10 protein-coding genes are annotated in these 13,663 nt (G+C 69.6%); 8 read left to right on the top strand and 2 right to left on the bottom strand.

The window, feature by feature from the left end; genetic code table 11:
• Positions 1 to 63: 63 nt before the first annotated feature.
• Positions 64 to 951: a type I methionyl aminopeptidase gene (map, locus tag ABH936_RS12845; RefSeq protein ID WP_239303710.1), complete on the bottom strand. Its 888-nt coding sequence runs from the start codon at positions 949 to 951 to the stop codon at positions 64 to 66.
• An 81-nt stretch (positions 952 to 1,032) separates the two neighbouring features.
• Here map and ABH936_RS12840 point away from each other — a divergent pair, with 81 nt between their 5' ends.
• Together ABH936_RS12840 and ABH936_RS12835 are read left to right on the top strand one after the other, a co-directional pair.
• Positions 1,033 to 1,212, top strand: a complete 180-nt coding sequence (locus ABH936_RS12840) for a methionine aminopeptidase (RefSeq protein WP_239303708.1) — start codon at positions 1,033 to 1,035, stop codon at positions 1,210 to 1,212.
• A 191-nt stretch (positions 1,213 to 1,403) separates the two neighbouring features.
• The gene (locus ABH936_RS12835; protein WP_404603430.1) at positions 1,404 to 2,666 is read left to right on the top strand and encodes an MFS transporter; all 1,263 of its coding nucleotides are present in this window, start codon (positions 1,404 to 1,406) and stop codon (positions 2,664 to 2,666) included.
• A 45-nt stretch (positions 2,667 to 2,711) separates the two neighbouring features.
• Here the strand turns inward: ABH936_RS12835 and panB are convergent, their stop codons facing one another.
• Positions 2,712 to 3,548 carry a 3-methyl-2-oxobutanoate hydroxymethyltransferase gene (panB, locus tag ABH936_RS12830; RefSeq protein ID WP_239303704.1) on the bottom strand — a complete coding sequence of 279 codons (837 nt, stop codon included), beginning with the start codon at positions 3,546 to 3,548 and terminating at the stop codon, positions 2,712 to 2,714.
• Between the two features lie 211 nt (positions 3,549 to 3,759).
• On the opposite strand from panB, the gene ABH936_RS12825 reads away from it, so the two are divergent.
• From ABH936_RS12825 to hisB, 6 genes are all read left to right on the top strand, one after another.
• Positions 3,760 to 6,051 (top strand): immune inhibitor A domain-containing protein, encoded by a 2,292-nt coding sequence (locus ABH936_RS12825; RefSeq protein ID WP_404603429.1) that lies wholly within the window; start codon positions 3,760 to 3,762, stop codon positions 6,049 to 6,051.
• Between the two features lie 99 nt (positions 6,052 to 6,150).
• Positions 6,151 to 7,485 (top strand): type I glutamate--ammonia ligase, encoded by a 1,335-nt coding sequence (glnA, locus tag ABH936_RS12820; protein ID WP_074040717.1) that lies wholly within the window; start codon positions 6,151 to 6,153, stop codon positions 7,483 to 7,485.
• A complete protein-coding gene (locus tag ABH936_RS12815) occupies positions 7,482 to 10,472 on the top strand; it encodes a bifunctional [glutamine synthetase] adenylyltransferase/[glutamine synthetase]-adenylyl-L-tyrosine phosphorylase (RefSeq protein ID WP_404603428.1) in 2,991 nt (996 codons plus the stop codon). The genes glnA and ABH936_RS12815 overlap by 4 nt, the downstream gene beginning before the upstream one ends.
• A gap of 43 nt (positions 10,473 to 10,515) precedes the next feature.
• Positions 10,516 to 11,895: a histidinol dehydrogenase gene (hisD, locus tag ABH936_RS12810; protein WP_038568593.1), complete on the top strand. Its 1,380-nt coding sequence runs from the start codon at positions 10,516 to 10,518 to the stop codon at positions 11,893 to 11,895.
• Complete coding sequence (locus ABH936_RS12805) at positions 11,892 to 13,022, top strand: histidinol-phosphate transaminase (RefSeq protein ID WP_038568590.1); 1,131 nt, start codon at positions 11,892 to 11,894, stop codon at positions 13,020 to 13,022. Before hisD ends, ABH936_RS12805 begins: the two co-directional genes overlap by 4 nt.
• Positions 13,019 to 13,660: an imidazoleglycerol-phosphate dehydratase HisB gene (gene hisB, locus ABH936_RS12800; RefSeq protein ID WP_051805944.1), complete on the top strand. Its 642-nt coding sequence runs from the start codon at positions 13,019 to 13,021 to the stop codon at positions 13,658 to 13,660. Before ABH936_RS12805 ends, hisB begins: the two co-directional genes overlap by 4 nt.
• Positions 13,661 to 13,663: the final 3 nt, after the last annotated feature.

The raw sequence follows: 13,663 nt of genomic DNA, 5'->3' as shown, positions 1-13,663 counted from the left end.
CGTCGACAGCCTAACCGCGCGGCCCGTCAGCCCTCGTGCGCAGGCGCTGGGCCTGCAGGAACGTCAGTCGAGGCTGGTGAGGATCTGCGGGCCCGTCTCGGTGATGACGAGGGTGTTCTCGAACTGCGCCGAACGCGAGCCGTCGGCCGTCACGACCGTCCAGCCGTCGTCCCATGTCGGGGCCGACTCGCCCGAACCCAGGTTGAGCATGGGCTCGACCGTGAAGACCATGCCCACCTCGATGACGTCGTCGTAGTGGGGCGCCGCGTCGTAATGCGGGATGATGAGGCCGTTGTGGAACTCGGTGCCGATGCCGTGGCCCGTGTAGTCACGCACGACGCCGTAGCCGAACCGCTTCGCGTACTGCTCGATGACACGGCCGATGATGTTGACCTGCCGCCCCGGCTTCGCGGCGCGGATGCCGCGCATCATCGCCTCCTTCGTGCGTTCGACGAGCAGGCGCGATTCGTCGTCGACGTCGCCGCACAGGTATGTCGCGCAGTTGTCGCCGTGCACGCCGTCCTTGTAGGCCGTGACGTCGAGCTTCACGATGTCGCCGTCCTCGAGCACCGTCGAGTCGGGGATGCCGTGGCAGATGACCTCGTTGACGCTCGTGCACAGCGACTTCGGGAAGCCGAGGTAGTCGAGCGTCGAGGGGTAGGCGCCGTGGTCGAGCATGTACTCGTGGGCGATGCGGTCGAGCTCGTCGGTCGTGACACCGGGGGCGACGGCCTTGCCCGCCTCCTCCATCGCGCCCGCGGCGATGCGCCCGGCGACGCGCAGGCGTTCGATCGTCTCCGCGTCCTTGACGTACGACTCGAAGCCCTCGCGCGCCTCGTCGCGCCCGACGTACTCGGGGCGGGCGATCTTCTGAGGCACGCTGCGGCGCGGGCTGATCGTGCCCGCGGTGATCGTGCGGCCGGACGTGGTCGTGGAGCGCGTCGTCGTCATAGGGTTGAGTCTAGAGGCCGGGTCCGACAGGGCTCGGCGCCCGCACAAGACGCGCCCGCAGGCGCGAGGAGGTGAGCCGTCATGGCCTACTGGTACAACGTCAACACCGGTGCCGTGGAGCAGGGGGAGGAGACCAACGCCAAGAGCGACATGCTCGGCCCCTACGCCACCGAGGCCGCGGCGCGCGACGCCATCGAATCCGCGCACAAGCGCAGCGAGGAGTGGGACGCCGAGGACCGCCGTTTCAACGGCGACGACTGACGCACCCATCCGCGCGCGACGGGCCGCATCCCACGAGGGATGCGGCCCGTCGTCATGATCTGGCGCGGCGTGATGCGGCTGATCCGACGCGCATCTGGCCAGGAATGTCACCGTTGCCTGCCGGGTAGGGCCGCCCATGAACCCCACGTGAGACGCTGACGCGCCCCACGCCATCGACGCATAGCATCGCAATGCAACGACGGGTGCGAAGAAGGGGAGCACAGGTGAGCGAGCTCGGGTTCGATCTGCGGCGGCTCGCGATCCCCGCCTATGGCCCGACGCTGCTGTTCGGTGCCGCTGAGGGCGCCATCCTGCCCGTCATCCCCTCGACGGCCGTGGCGCGCGGCGCGTCGGTGGCGCTCGCGGCTTTCGTCGCGATGCTCATCGGGCTCGGCTCGCTCGTGTCGAACATCCCCGCCTCACTCATCACGCAGCGCCTCGGCGAACGTCGCGCGCTCGTGCTCGCGGGCGTCGTCACGGCCGCGGGATGCCTGCTGTGCCTCGCGCCGAGCCTCGTCGCGCTCATGCTCGGTGTCGTCATCATCGGCATGGCGTCGTCGGTCTACATGCTCGCGCGCCAGAAGTACCTGACGGAGGCCGTGCCGCCCACGCACCGGGCGCGCGCGTTGTCGCTGCTCGGCGGCGTGGGTCGCATCGGCATGTTCGTCGGCCCCCTCGTCGGCGCCGCCCTCATCGGAGTGTTCGGCGGGCGTTCCGTCTTCGTCCTCGCCATCGTCTTCCTCGCGCTCGCGACGTGGTGCGCGCTGCTCATGGAGGATGTCGAGCGGGCCGGAACCGGGCCCGTCGAACGGGTCTCCACCCGCACCGTCGCACGCTCGTTCGCGCGCGTACTGCTGACGGTCGGGCTCGGCGTCCTGCTCGTGTCGGCCGTGCGCGCGACACGGCAGGTCGTCATCCCGCTGTGGTGCACGCACATCGGCCTCGACGAGCAGTCGACGAGCGCCATCTACGGGATCGCGGGCGGCATCGACATGCTCGTGTTCTACCCGGCCGGCAAGGTCATGGACGTGCGGGGGCGCGCCGCCGTCGCCGTACCGTCGATGCTCATCATGGCCGCAGCCCTCGTCGCGCTGCCGTTCGCCCACACCTTCGCCGCGGTGCTCGCCGCGAGCTGCGCGCTCGGGTTCGGCAACGGCATCCGCTCTGGCATGGTGATGACGCTCGGCGCCGACTTCTCGCCCGACGTCGGACGCGCGCCGTTCCTCGGCCTGTGGCGCCAGCTCAGTGACACCGGTTCGACGATCGGGCCGCTCGCCCTGTCCGGCATGACGGCGCTGGCCGGCCTGAGCGCCGCCGTCGTCGTGAACGCGATCTTCGGCGTCCTCGCCGCCGCGATGCTCGCCTACTGGCCCGCCAAGCTCATGCGCGCCGGATGGGGTGCCGCCCGGCCCGAACCTGACGCCGCCGACTCAGCACCCTCACACCAGCGCTGACATACCCGATCCTCTCGCGTCCCGCGCGAACGACGAGCGCGGGCGTCAGCTCTCGAAGCTGTGCTCGGGCGCCGGGAACGTGCCGGAGGCGACGTCTTCGCGGTAGGTGCGCGCCGCGTCGAGCAGCACGCTGCGCACGTCGGCGAACTTCTTGGCGAAGCGCGGATAGCGGCCGTCACGTAGGCCGGCGAAGTCGGTCCACACCAGCACCTGACCGTCGCATCCGGCGCCGGCGCCGATGCCGATCGTCGGCACGCGCAGCGCGTCCGTCACCTGCTGCGCGACGGGCGCCGGCACCATCTCCATGAGCACGCAGAAAGCCCCCGCGTCCTGCAGCGCCCGCGCCTCGGCCACCATCCGCTCGGCGTCGTCGCCACGGCCCTGGACTCGGTACCCGCCGAGCGTGTGCTCACTCTGCGGCGTGAACCCGATGTGCGCGATGACGGGGATGCCGCCGCGCACGAGATGCTCGACGGTGGGCGCCATGTGCGCCCCGCCCTCGAGCTTGACGGCGTGCGCGCGTCCCTCTTTCATGAGTCGCGCGGCGCTCGCGAACGCCTGCTGCGGCGATTCCTGGTAGCTGCCGAACGGCAGATCCGCGACGACGAGGGCGTGCTGCGCAGCACCGCTGACGGCACGCACGAGGGGAATGAGTTCGTCGAGGGTGACGGGCAGAGTCGTGTCGTAACCGAGCACGTTGTTGCCCGCCGAGTCGCCGACGAGGAGCGTCTCGATGCCGGCCTCGTCGAAGATCTCGGCCGTGTACATGTCGTAGGAGGTGAGCATCGAGAAACGCTCACCGCGCTCCTTCAACTGCTGCAGCGTGACGGTGCGGATGCGCTTGCGTTCGGCGGTGCGGTACGGGGCGGCCTCTTCGGTCATGGCCCCAGCGTAGTCAGCGGCCGCCGCGCGTTGACCTGCCCCGCGACGACGAAGCGGCGCGCCGTAGCACTTTTCGTTATGCAAACGTTGTGAACCGCATCACCATTTGCTGAGTGAAGGCTGGGTATGTTCCCAGTGTTCACGTGCTGGACGTGGGCGCCCTTCTGCTCCTGGAGTACTCATGACACATCGTCGTTCGAACACGCCGCGGATGGCCGCGGCTCTCGTCGGCACGGTGACGGCCTTCGGTCTCATCGCAGCCCCGGTCGCCTCCGCCAACAACGCCCCGCCCGCAGACGAGGGCCAGACCCGCGTCGGCAAGTCCGACGACCGTCCGAACCCGCTCGCGGAGAAGAAGGCCGACCTGCGCGACGCCGCCGTCAGCGCTCTCGTCACGGGCAAGGCCGCCACGAAGAAGGTCAACGGCAAGCGCGTCATCGAGGTCAAGGGCAAGGACAAGAAGGGCAAGACGAAGCCGCGTTACGTCCAGTACGACGTCAACCAGAAGGCGAACATCCTGAGCTTCCTCGTCGAGTTCGGCGACCAGACGAAGCCCGCCACCGGTGGCACGCCCGGCCCGCTGCACAACAAGATCGCCCAGCCCGACCGCAAGATGGACGGCGGCGCGACCGACAACAACAGCACCATCTGGAAGGCCGACTTCAACCGTCAGCACTACTTCGACATGATGTTCGGCGGTTCGGAGTCGTTCAAGGACTTCTACTCCAAGCAGTCGAACGGCCGCTTCGACGTCGAGGGCGACGTGAGCGACTGGGTCAAGGTGCCCTTCAACGAGGCGCGCTACGGCCACAACCCCGTCTCGGGTGACGGAACGAGCGAGGCCGAGGGCTCCTGGTCCTTCATCGCCGACAGCGCCACGGCGTGGGTCAACGCGCAGAAGGCAGCGGGCAAGAGCGACGCCCAGATCAAGGCGTACCTGCAGGGCTTCGACAAGTGGGACCGTTACGACTTCGACGGCGACGGCAACTTCGACGAGCCCGACGGCTACATCGACCACTTCCAGGCCATCCACGCCGGCGAGGGCGAAGAGGCCGGCGGTGGTGCCCAGGGAGATGACGCCATCTGGAGCCATCGCTGGTACGCGTACCAGAACCTCGCGGGCAAGGCCGGCCCGTCGCAGAACAAGCTCGGTGGTGTGCCGCTCGGCGACACGGGCCTGTGGATCGGTGACTACACGACCGAGCCGGAGAACGGTGGTCTCGGTGTCTTCACGCACGAGTTCGGTCACGACCTCGGCCTGCCGGACCTGTACGACACGACGAACAAGGCTCAGAACGACGTCTCGTACTGGTCGCTCATGAGCGCCGGTTCGTGGCTCGGCGACGGCAAGACCGACATCGGTTCGCGCCCGGGCTACATGGGTCCGTGGGAGAAGCTGCAGCTCGGCTGGCTCGACGCCACGAAGGTGAGCTACGGCAAGAGCAAGAAGGTCCAGATCGGTCCGAGCGACCGTGACTCGGCGACGCTCGGCCAGGCGGCCCTGATCAACCTGCCAGACAAGACGATCACGACGACGTACAACAAGCCCCAGTCGGGGGCCAACGAGTGGTGGGGCGGCAGCGCCGACAACCTCAACTCGACGTTGACGCGTTCGATCGACCTCACGGGCAAGAAGTCCGCGAGCGTGACGACGGCCGCCTGGTACGACACCGAGGAGGGCTACGACTTCTTCTACGGCGAGGTCAGCACCGACGGTGGCGCCACCTGGGCGCAGGTGGGCAAGGAGGTCTCCGGTGAGAAGAAGAACTGGAGCGACCTCACGTACGACCTGAGCGCTTACGCGGGCAAGAAGGTCGACTTCCGCTTCCGCTACGCGAGTGACGGCGGCGTCCACGGGGCGGGCCCGTTCCTCGACGACATCCGCATCGTCGCCGACGGCGCGACACTGCTGTCGGACGACGTCGAGAAGGGCACGAACGGCTGGGTCGCGAAGGGCTTCACCCTCTCATCGGGCACGACGAGCGAGAAGAAGACGCACTACTACCTCGCAGAGAACCGTCAGTACAACGGCTACGACCGCTACCTCGAGACGGGTCCGTACAACTTCGGTTACCTCAAGCAGCAGGCCGAGCGTGTCGAGCACTTCGCCTTCCAGCCCGGTGTTCTCATGTGGTACGTCGACAACGAGTACGCGAACAACAACGTCTCCGAGCACCCCGGCCACGGCCAGGTGCTGCCCATCGACTCGCACGCGCAGGCGATGAAGTGGAAGGACGGCACGCTCGTGTCGAACAAGCTGCAGCCCTGGGACGCGGTGTTCGGCTCGTCCTCGATGCCGTCGCTGACGCTGCACCGCAACGGTGATGCCACGACGTTCCCGCAGAGCAAGGGCGTGTCGACGTTCGACGACACGAAGGCGACGAACTACTACGACGCCTCCAACCCGACGGGTTCGACGCTGACGGCAGGCAGCGGCGTCCAGGTCACCGTCAGGGGTGTGAGCAAGGACAAGGCGCACCTCGACGTGCTTTTCCGCCGCTGACGCGCTGCGGCGAGCGGCTGAGTCCGACATGTGAGCGGCCCCGGGGATCATCCCCGGGGCCGCTCGTCGTCGGGTGACGCGGTGAGGCAGGATGGCGTCATGAACCGTCAGCAAGAGTTCGTGCTCCGCACGATCGAGGAACGTGACATTCGATTCGTGCGTCTGTGGTTCACCGACGTGCTCGGAACCCTCAAGTCGGTCGCCGTGGCGCCGGCGGAACTCGAGGGGGCGTTCGCCGAGGGCATCGGCTTCGACGGTTCGTCGATCGACGGTCTCGCGCGGGTCTACGAGGCCGACATGCTGCTGCGCCCGGACGCCTCGACGTTCCAGGTGCTGCCGTGGCGCGGCGAGAACCCCGGCACTGCGCGCATGTTCGCCGACATCCTGCTGCCCGACGGCACCCCGAGCCTCGCCGACCCGCGTGACGTGCTGCGCCGCTCGCTGACGAAGGCCGCCGACCTGGGGTTCACCTTCTACACCCATCCCGAGATCGAGTTCTACCTGTTCGAGAAGGACCTTGACCACGGCCGTCCCGTGCCGGTCGACTCGGCCGGGTTCTTCGACCACGTGCCGCACGGCACGGGCCACGACTTCCGGCGCGCCGCCATCACGATGCTCGAGAACATGGGCATCTCCGTGGAGTTCAGTCACCACGAGGGCGGGCCTGGGCAGAACGAGATCGACCTGCGCTACGCCGACGCGTTGTCGATGGCCGACAACATCCAGACGTTCAAGGCCGTCATCAAGGAGGTCGCGCTCGAGCAGGGCATCTTCGCGAGCTTCATGCCGAAGCCGATGGCAGGCCAGCCCGGCAGCGGCATGCACACGCACCTGTCGCTGTTCGAGGGTGACACGAACGCGTTCCATGAGCCGGGTTCGCCGTATCAGCTCTCGCGCACGGGCCGCCAGTTCGTCGCCGGCCTGCTGCACCACGCGCCGGAGTTCACGGCGATCACGAACCAGTTCGTCAACAGCTACAAGCGCATCTGGGGCGGTTCCGAGGCGCCGGCGCACATCTGCTGGGGGCACAACAACCGCAGCGCGATGATCCGCATCCCCATGTACAAGCCCGACAAGGGCCAGAGCACGCGCATCGAGGTGCGCACCCTCGACGCAGCGTGCAACCCCTACCTGGCGTACGCCGTCATGCTGGGCGCGGGCCTCAAGGGCATCGAGCAGGGCATGGAGCTGCCGCCCGAGGCCGAGGACGACGTGTGGACGCTCACCGAGCGCGAGCGTCGCGCCATGGGCATCCGACCGTTGCCGGCCTCGCTCGACGAGGCGATCCGCACGATGGAGGAGAGCGATTTCGTCGCCGAGGTGCTCGGCGAGCACGTCTTCGACTTCGTGCTGCGCAACAAGCACAACGAGTGGGCCGCCTACCGCGACCAGGTGACCGAGTTCGAGATCAAGCAGGATCTGCGCCGGTTGTGAGTCGTACGCAGCAGACCAAGAGTTCCGCGGCCTGGCGCAAGGCGGGCTACACCGACACCGAACGCGCCGGCTCGCTGGCCCAGGAGGTCGCCGACCTCGTCCCGACCGACGTCCTGCTCGACGTCACGGGCGCGGTCGCCGACCCCGACCAGGCGCTGCTCGCGTTCGTTCGGTTGCGCGAGGCGCTCGATGCTCCCGGCCGGCGCGCGCTGACGGAGGCGCTGACGCAGCCGCTCGCACGAGCGCGCTTGTTCGGCGTGCTCGGCGCCTCGAGCGCCCTCGGTGATCACCTCGTCGCCAAGCCCGAGCAGTGGCGCGACGTGGTCGCCGCGGAGCGTCGCGACCAGGCGGCGTTCGCTCAGGCGCTCATCGCCGAGATCGACGGGCGTGACGACGACGTCAGCGCCTACGACGCGCTGCGCGTGGCCTACCGTCGTCAGCTCGTGCAGATCGCGGCGCTCGACGTCACCGACGTCCCCGCCAATGTCCTGCCCGCGACGGCAGCGTCACTCGCCGACCTCGCGGGTGCCGCGCTCGAGGCGGGGCTGCACATCGCGACGCAGAGCGTCGAGGGCGCCGAGCAGGCCCGACTCGCCGTCATCGGCATGGGTAAGACCGGCGGACGCGAGCTCAACTACATCTCCGACGTCGACGTCATCTTCGTCGCGGAGCCCGCGGACGAGGTCGACGAGGACGTCGCCCTGCGCGTCGCGACGGAGCTCGCGACCGAGCTGATGCGCGCGTGCTCGGCGAGCACGGGGGAGGGTTCGCTGTGGCAGGTCGATGCTGCGCTACGCCCCGAGGGCAAGCAGGGCCCCCTCGTGCGCACCGTCGCGAGCCACCGCAACTACTACGAGCGCTGGGCGAAGGGCTGGGAGTTCCAGGCGCTCCTCAAGGCGCGCCCCATCGCGGGCGACCGTGAGGTCGGCGAGGCCTACATCGCCGCGATGCGGCCGATGGTGTGGCAGGCGAGCAAGCGCGAGAACTTCGTCGAGGACGCGCAGGCGATGCGCCGTCGCGTCGAGTCGCACGTGCCCGTCAGCGAGCAGGCACGCCAGATCAAGCTCGGCCCGGGCGGTCTGCGCGACATCGAGTTCTCCGTGCAACTGCTCCAGCTCGTCCACGGACGCACCGACGAGCGGGTGCGCGCCCGCTCGACGCTCGACGCCCTCGAGGCGCTCAGTTCGTGGGGTTACGTCGGGCGCACGGATGCCTCGGCGCTCGACCGCTCCTACCGTCAGCTGCGAGTGCTCGAGCACCGCATCCAGCTGAGCAAGATGCGCCGCACCCACCTCATGCCGACGTCGAGCGCCGACCTGCGCCGCCTCGGACGCGGCGTCGGGCTGATGAGCGACCCCGACGAGGCCGTCGCCGCGCACTGGCAGGAGCTCGCACGCTCGGTGCGCCGCCTGCACGAGAAGCTGTTCTATCGGCCCCTGCTGTCGGCCGTCGCGCGTCTCGACGACGACGAGGCGAAGCTGTCGGACGAGGGCGCCCGTGATCGTCTCGCCGCGCTCGGCTACGCCGACCCGAGCGGCGCGCTGCGCCACCTGCAGGCGCTGACGTCGGGGCTGTCGCGACGCGCCCAGATCCAGCGCACGCTCATGCCCGTCATCCTGCAGTGGCTCGCCGACGGCCCGACCCCCGACGCCGGGCTGCTCGCCTACCGCCGCATCAGTGACGAGCTCGGCACCTCGCACTGGTACCTCAACACACTGCGCGAGGGCAGCACCGCGGAACTGTTCGCCGAAGTGCTGTCGAAGTCGCGCTACGTCTCGGAACTGCTCGAACGCGCGCCCGAGAGCGTCAAGCTGTTCGCCGACCCTGCGCTGCGCGTGCCGCGTGACGAGAAGGCGATCAGCGCGACGATGACGTCCGTCGCCGGTCGCCACGACGACGTCGACAAGGCGATGCTCGCGGCGCGCACCGTCCGCCGCACCGAGCTGACGCGCATCGCCATCGCCGACGTGCTCGGCGAACTCGACCTCGAGGGCGTCGAGAAGGCCCTCACCGACGTCATGGCCGCGACGCTGCAGACCGGGCTCGACCTCGCATGGCGCGCCGTCTGCGATGACGCGGACGCACGCCTCACCGACGTCACGATCATCGGCATGGGACGCTTCGGTGGGCGCGAGCTCGGCTACAGCTCCGACGCCGACGTCATGTACGTCCACCGCCCGCGCGACGGCGCCGACGCCGGTGCTGCGCAGGACCAGGCGCTCGCCGTCGTCACCGAGTTGCGACGCCTCGCGGGGCTCGCCGGGCCGGACCCGAAGCTCGAGATCGACGCCGCGCTGCGTCCCGAGGGCAAGCAGGGCCCCCTGGTGCGGTCCCTCGACTCCTACGCCTCGTACTACGAGCGCTGGTCGGAGGGCTGGGAGGCCCAGGCGTTGCTGCGCGCCTACCCGCTCGCCGGCGACGCCGACCTGGGCCGCGCCTTCGTCGACCTCGTCGATCCGCTGCGCTGGCCCGAGGGCGGCATCAGTGACGCCGCGGTGCGTCGCATCCGCACGCTCAAGGCGCGGATGGAGGCCGAGCGCATTCCCCGCGGGGCCGATCCGCGCACCCACTTCAAGCTGGGGCGCGGCGGGTTGTCCGACGTCGAGTGGTGCGTGCAACTGCACCAGTTGCAGCACGCCCACGCCCACCCACAGTTGCGTCGGACCGGCACGATCTCGACGCTGCGGCTGCTCGCCGAGCTCGAGCTCATGGACGCCCACGACGCCGAGGTGCTCGCCGACGCGTGGACCTTCGCCTCCCGGGTGCGCAACGCCTCGGTGCTGTGGCGCGGCCGCCCCGTCGAGTCGCTGCCGAGCGATCTACGCGACGCGGAGGGCATCGCGACGCTGCTCGGACTGCCCGCCGGTGACGGTCGTCAGCTCGGCGAGGAGTACCGCAAGGTCTCGCGGCGCGCCCGGCTCGTCGTCGACCGCGTGTTCTACGGTGAGGATCCTCACAACAGCACCGGACCGAGCTTCCGACGCTGAGACGGGCGGGCAGGCGCTCGATGCCGCCGCCTAGAATGGAGCGGTGATTTCGCGTCGTGACCTTCGTGGTTCAGCCCTGACCTCCCTCGATGCACGCGGCCTGCGCGATGCGCTGCCGCGTGCGCAGTTCGACATCGAGGCGGCCCTCGACGTCGTGCGCCCGCTGTGCGAGCAGGTGCGCCATGACGGGGCCGACGCGCTGCGCGAGCTGGGGGAGCGATTCGACAAGGTGCGTCCGACGCACCTGCGGGTGCCCGCGGAGGTGCTCGCCGCCGCCGAAGCGCAGCTCGACCCCGCGATCAAGGACGCGCTCGTCGAAGCCATCCGCCGCGTGCGCATCGTCCACGCCGCGCAGGCCCGCGAGGACGTCACGACGCAGGTGAGCGACGGCGGCAGCGTCACCGAACGCTGGATCCCCGTCGAGCGCGTCGGGCTCTACGTGCCCGGCGGCCTCGCCGTCTACCCGAGCTCGGTCGTCATGAACGTCGTGCCCGCGCAGGTCGCGGGCGTCGACTCGGTCGCCGTCGCGAGCCCGCCGCAGGCGCAGAACACCGGTGAGTTCGCCGGTTACCCGCACCCGACGATCCTCGCCGCGTGTTCCCTGCTCGGTGTCGACGAGGTGTACGCCGTCGGCGGCGCGCAGGCCGTCGCGATGTTCGCGTACGGCGCACGGGAGAAGGACGGCACGAGCGTGTGCGAGCCCGTCGACCTCGTCACCGGCCCGGGCAACATCTACGTCGCAGCCGCGAAGCGCCTGCTCAAGGGCCTCATCGGCATCGACGCCGAGGCGGGCCCTACGGAGATCGGCATCCTCGCCGACGACACCGCGGACGCCGAGCACGTCGCCGCCGACCTCATCAGCCAGGCCGAGCACGACAACCTCGCGGCCTCCGTCCTCGTCACCGACTCGACGCGCCTCGCCGACGACGTCGAGGCAGCCCTCGAGCGCCGCGCCCGCGCGACGAAGCACAGCGAGCGCGTGCTCACGGCCCTCGGCGGTCCGCAGTCGGCCATCGTCCTCGTCGACGACGTCACGGCCGGGCTGCGCGTCGTCGACGCCTACGGCGCCGAGCACCTCGAGATCCACACCGCCAACTCGCGCGAGGACGCGCTGCGCGTGCGCAACGCGGGTGCCATCTTCGTCGGCACCTACTCGCCCGTCAGCCTCGGCGACTACGCCGCCGGGTCGAACCACGTCCTGCCGACCGGCGGGTGCGCCTGCCACTCGAGCGGGCTGTCGGTGCAGTCGTTCCTCAAGGGCGTCCACATCGTCGACTATTCGCGCGACGCCCTCGCGGAGGTCGCGGATGTCGTCGTCACGCTCGCGAACGCGGAGGACCTGCCGGCGCACGGCGAGGCCGTGACGGCGCGCTTCGAGCGTCGGGACGAGGCAGAGGCCGGGACGGAGAACGCGCCCGCATGAGCGAACCCACGATCACGCAGCTGCTGCGCGAAGACCTGCGAGGCCAGAGCGCGTACGGCGCGCCGCAGCTCGACGTGCCCATCGCGCTCAACACGAACGAGTCGTCCTACGACGTGCCGGAGACGGTCGTGCGCAGCATCGTCGAGCGAGTCGAGAAGGCCGCGGGCGGGCTGAACCGCTACCCGGACCGCGAGTTCACCGAACTGCGTGCGGCCCTCGCCGACTACCTCGATCGCGTGACGGGCGTCCGGTTGCCCGTCGAGCAGATGTGGGCCGCCAACGGCAGCAACGAGGTGCTCAGCCACATCGTGCAGGCCTTCGGTGGCCCGGGCCGCGTCGCGCTCGGCTTCACGCCGAGCTACTCGATGCACCCGATCATCGCGCGCGGCGCGGGAACGACATGGGTCGACGGCCTGCGCGATCGTCGTGAGGGCGTCCACGACCTCGACGTCGACCTCGCAGTCGAGCAGGTGCGCGAGCACCGTCCGAACGTCGTGTTCGTCTGCACGCCGAACAACCCGACGGGCACCGCGGTGAGCAACGACGTCGTGCGCGCCATCTACGACGCGGCGCCGAACGCCGTCGTCATCGTCGACGAGGCGTACGTCGAGTTCGCGCGCCCGGGCACGCCGAGCGCCCTCGAACTGCTCGCCGATCACCCGCGCCTGATCGTCAGCCGCACGATGAGCAAGGCGTTCGCTTTCGCCGGCGCGCGCGTCGGTTATATGGCCGCCTCGCGCGAGATCTGCGACGCGATGCGTCTCGTGCGTCTGCCCTACCACCTGTCGTCGGTGACGCAGGCGACCGCGCTGGCGGCCCTCGACCACGCCGACGAGATGCTCGCCATGGTCGATGCGATCAAGGCCCAGCGCGACCGCATCGTCGAGGCCGCGCGAGTGGCAGGGCTTACGCCGACGCCGAGCGATGCGAACTTCGTCCTCATCGGTGGTCTCACCGACGCGCACGCCACGTGGCAGGCCCTGCTCGATCGCGGCATCCTCGTGCGCGACGTCGGCATCGCGCACCACCTGCGCATCACGGCCGGCACGCCCGCCGAGACGGACGCCGTCATCGCGGCCCTCACCGACCTCGCCCCCACGCACGCCCTCCAGGAGGAGAAAGCATGAGCGACGCGACCGACTTCGTCATCCCCGACGTGCCCGCCGACCACCGGACGGCGCTCATCGAGCGCACGACGAAGGAAGCCTCGATCAGGCTGTGGCTCGACCTCGACGGTACGGGCACGTCCGACATCCGCACCGGGGTGCGCTTCTACGACCACATGCTCGACTCGCTGAGCAAGCACAGCCTCATCGACCTGCGCATCCGCGCCAGCGGCGACCTCGACGTGGACGCTCACCACACGGTCGAGGACACCGCGATCGTGCTCGGCCAGGCCCTGCGCGAAGCGCTCGGCGACAAGTCGGGCATCTCGCGTTTCGGGGACGCGAAGGTGCCGCTCGACGAGGCGCTCGTCGAGGCGGTCGTCGACGTCGCGGGCCGCCCGTACGTCGTCCACACCGGTGAACCGGACGGCCAGATCTACGCGGTCATCGGGGGCAACTACATCGGCTCCCTGACGCAGCACGTCATCGAATCGCTCGGCTACAACGCGGGCATCGCGCTGCATGTCAACGTCATCTCCGGGCGCGACCCGCACCACATCGTCGAGGCCCAGTTCAAGGCGATCGCCCGCGCGCTGCGCGCCGCGATGGCGAAGGACCCGCGCGTGCAGGGAATCCCGAGCGCGAAGGGTGCTCTCTGAGTC

The sequence above is a fragment of the Dermacoccus sp. GAS27A genome (assembly GCF_044909235.1).
In the GTDB taxonomy this organism is placed as follows: domain Bacteria; phylum Actinomycetota; class Actinomycetes; order Actinomycetales; family Dermatophilaceae; genus Dermacoccus; species Dermacoccus nishinomiyaensis.
The sequence above is the reverse complement of the archived record's forward strand: the minus strand, read 5'-3'. Positions and strand labels throughout refer to the sequence as shown.

Coding starts and splice junctions, on each gene's coding strand:
- panB (WP_239303704.1), bottom strand. CDS start 3,548: ATGACCGAAGAGGCCGCCCCGTACCGCACCGCCGAACGCAAGCGCATC.
- ABH936_RS12840 (WP_239303708.1), top strand. CDS start 1,033: ATGGCCTACTGGTACAACGTCAACACCGGTGCCGTGGAGCAGGGGGAG.
- map (WP_239303710.1), bottom strand. CDS start 951: ATGACGACGACGCGCTCCACGACCACGTCCGGCCGCACGATCACCGCG.
- ABH936_RS12805 (WP_038568590.1), top strand. CDS start 11,892: ATGAGCGAACCCACGATCACGCAGCTGCTGCGCGAAGACCTGCGAGGC.
- glnA (WP_074040717.1), top strand. CDS start 6,151: ATGAACCGTCAGCAAGAGTTCGTGCTCCGCACGATCGAGGAACGTGAC.
- ABH936_RS12835 (WP_404603430.1), top strand. CDS start 1,404: ATGCAACGACGGGTGCGAAGAAGGGGAGCACAGGTGAGCGAGCTCGGG.
- ABH936_RS12825 (WP_404603429.1), top strand. CDS start 3,760: ATGGCCGCGGCTCTCGTCGGCACGGTGACGGCCTTCGGTCTCATCGCA.
- hisB (WP_051805944.1), top strand. CDS start 13,019: ATGAGCGACGCGACCGACTTCGTCATCCCCGACGTGCCCGCCGACCAC.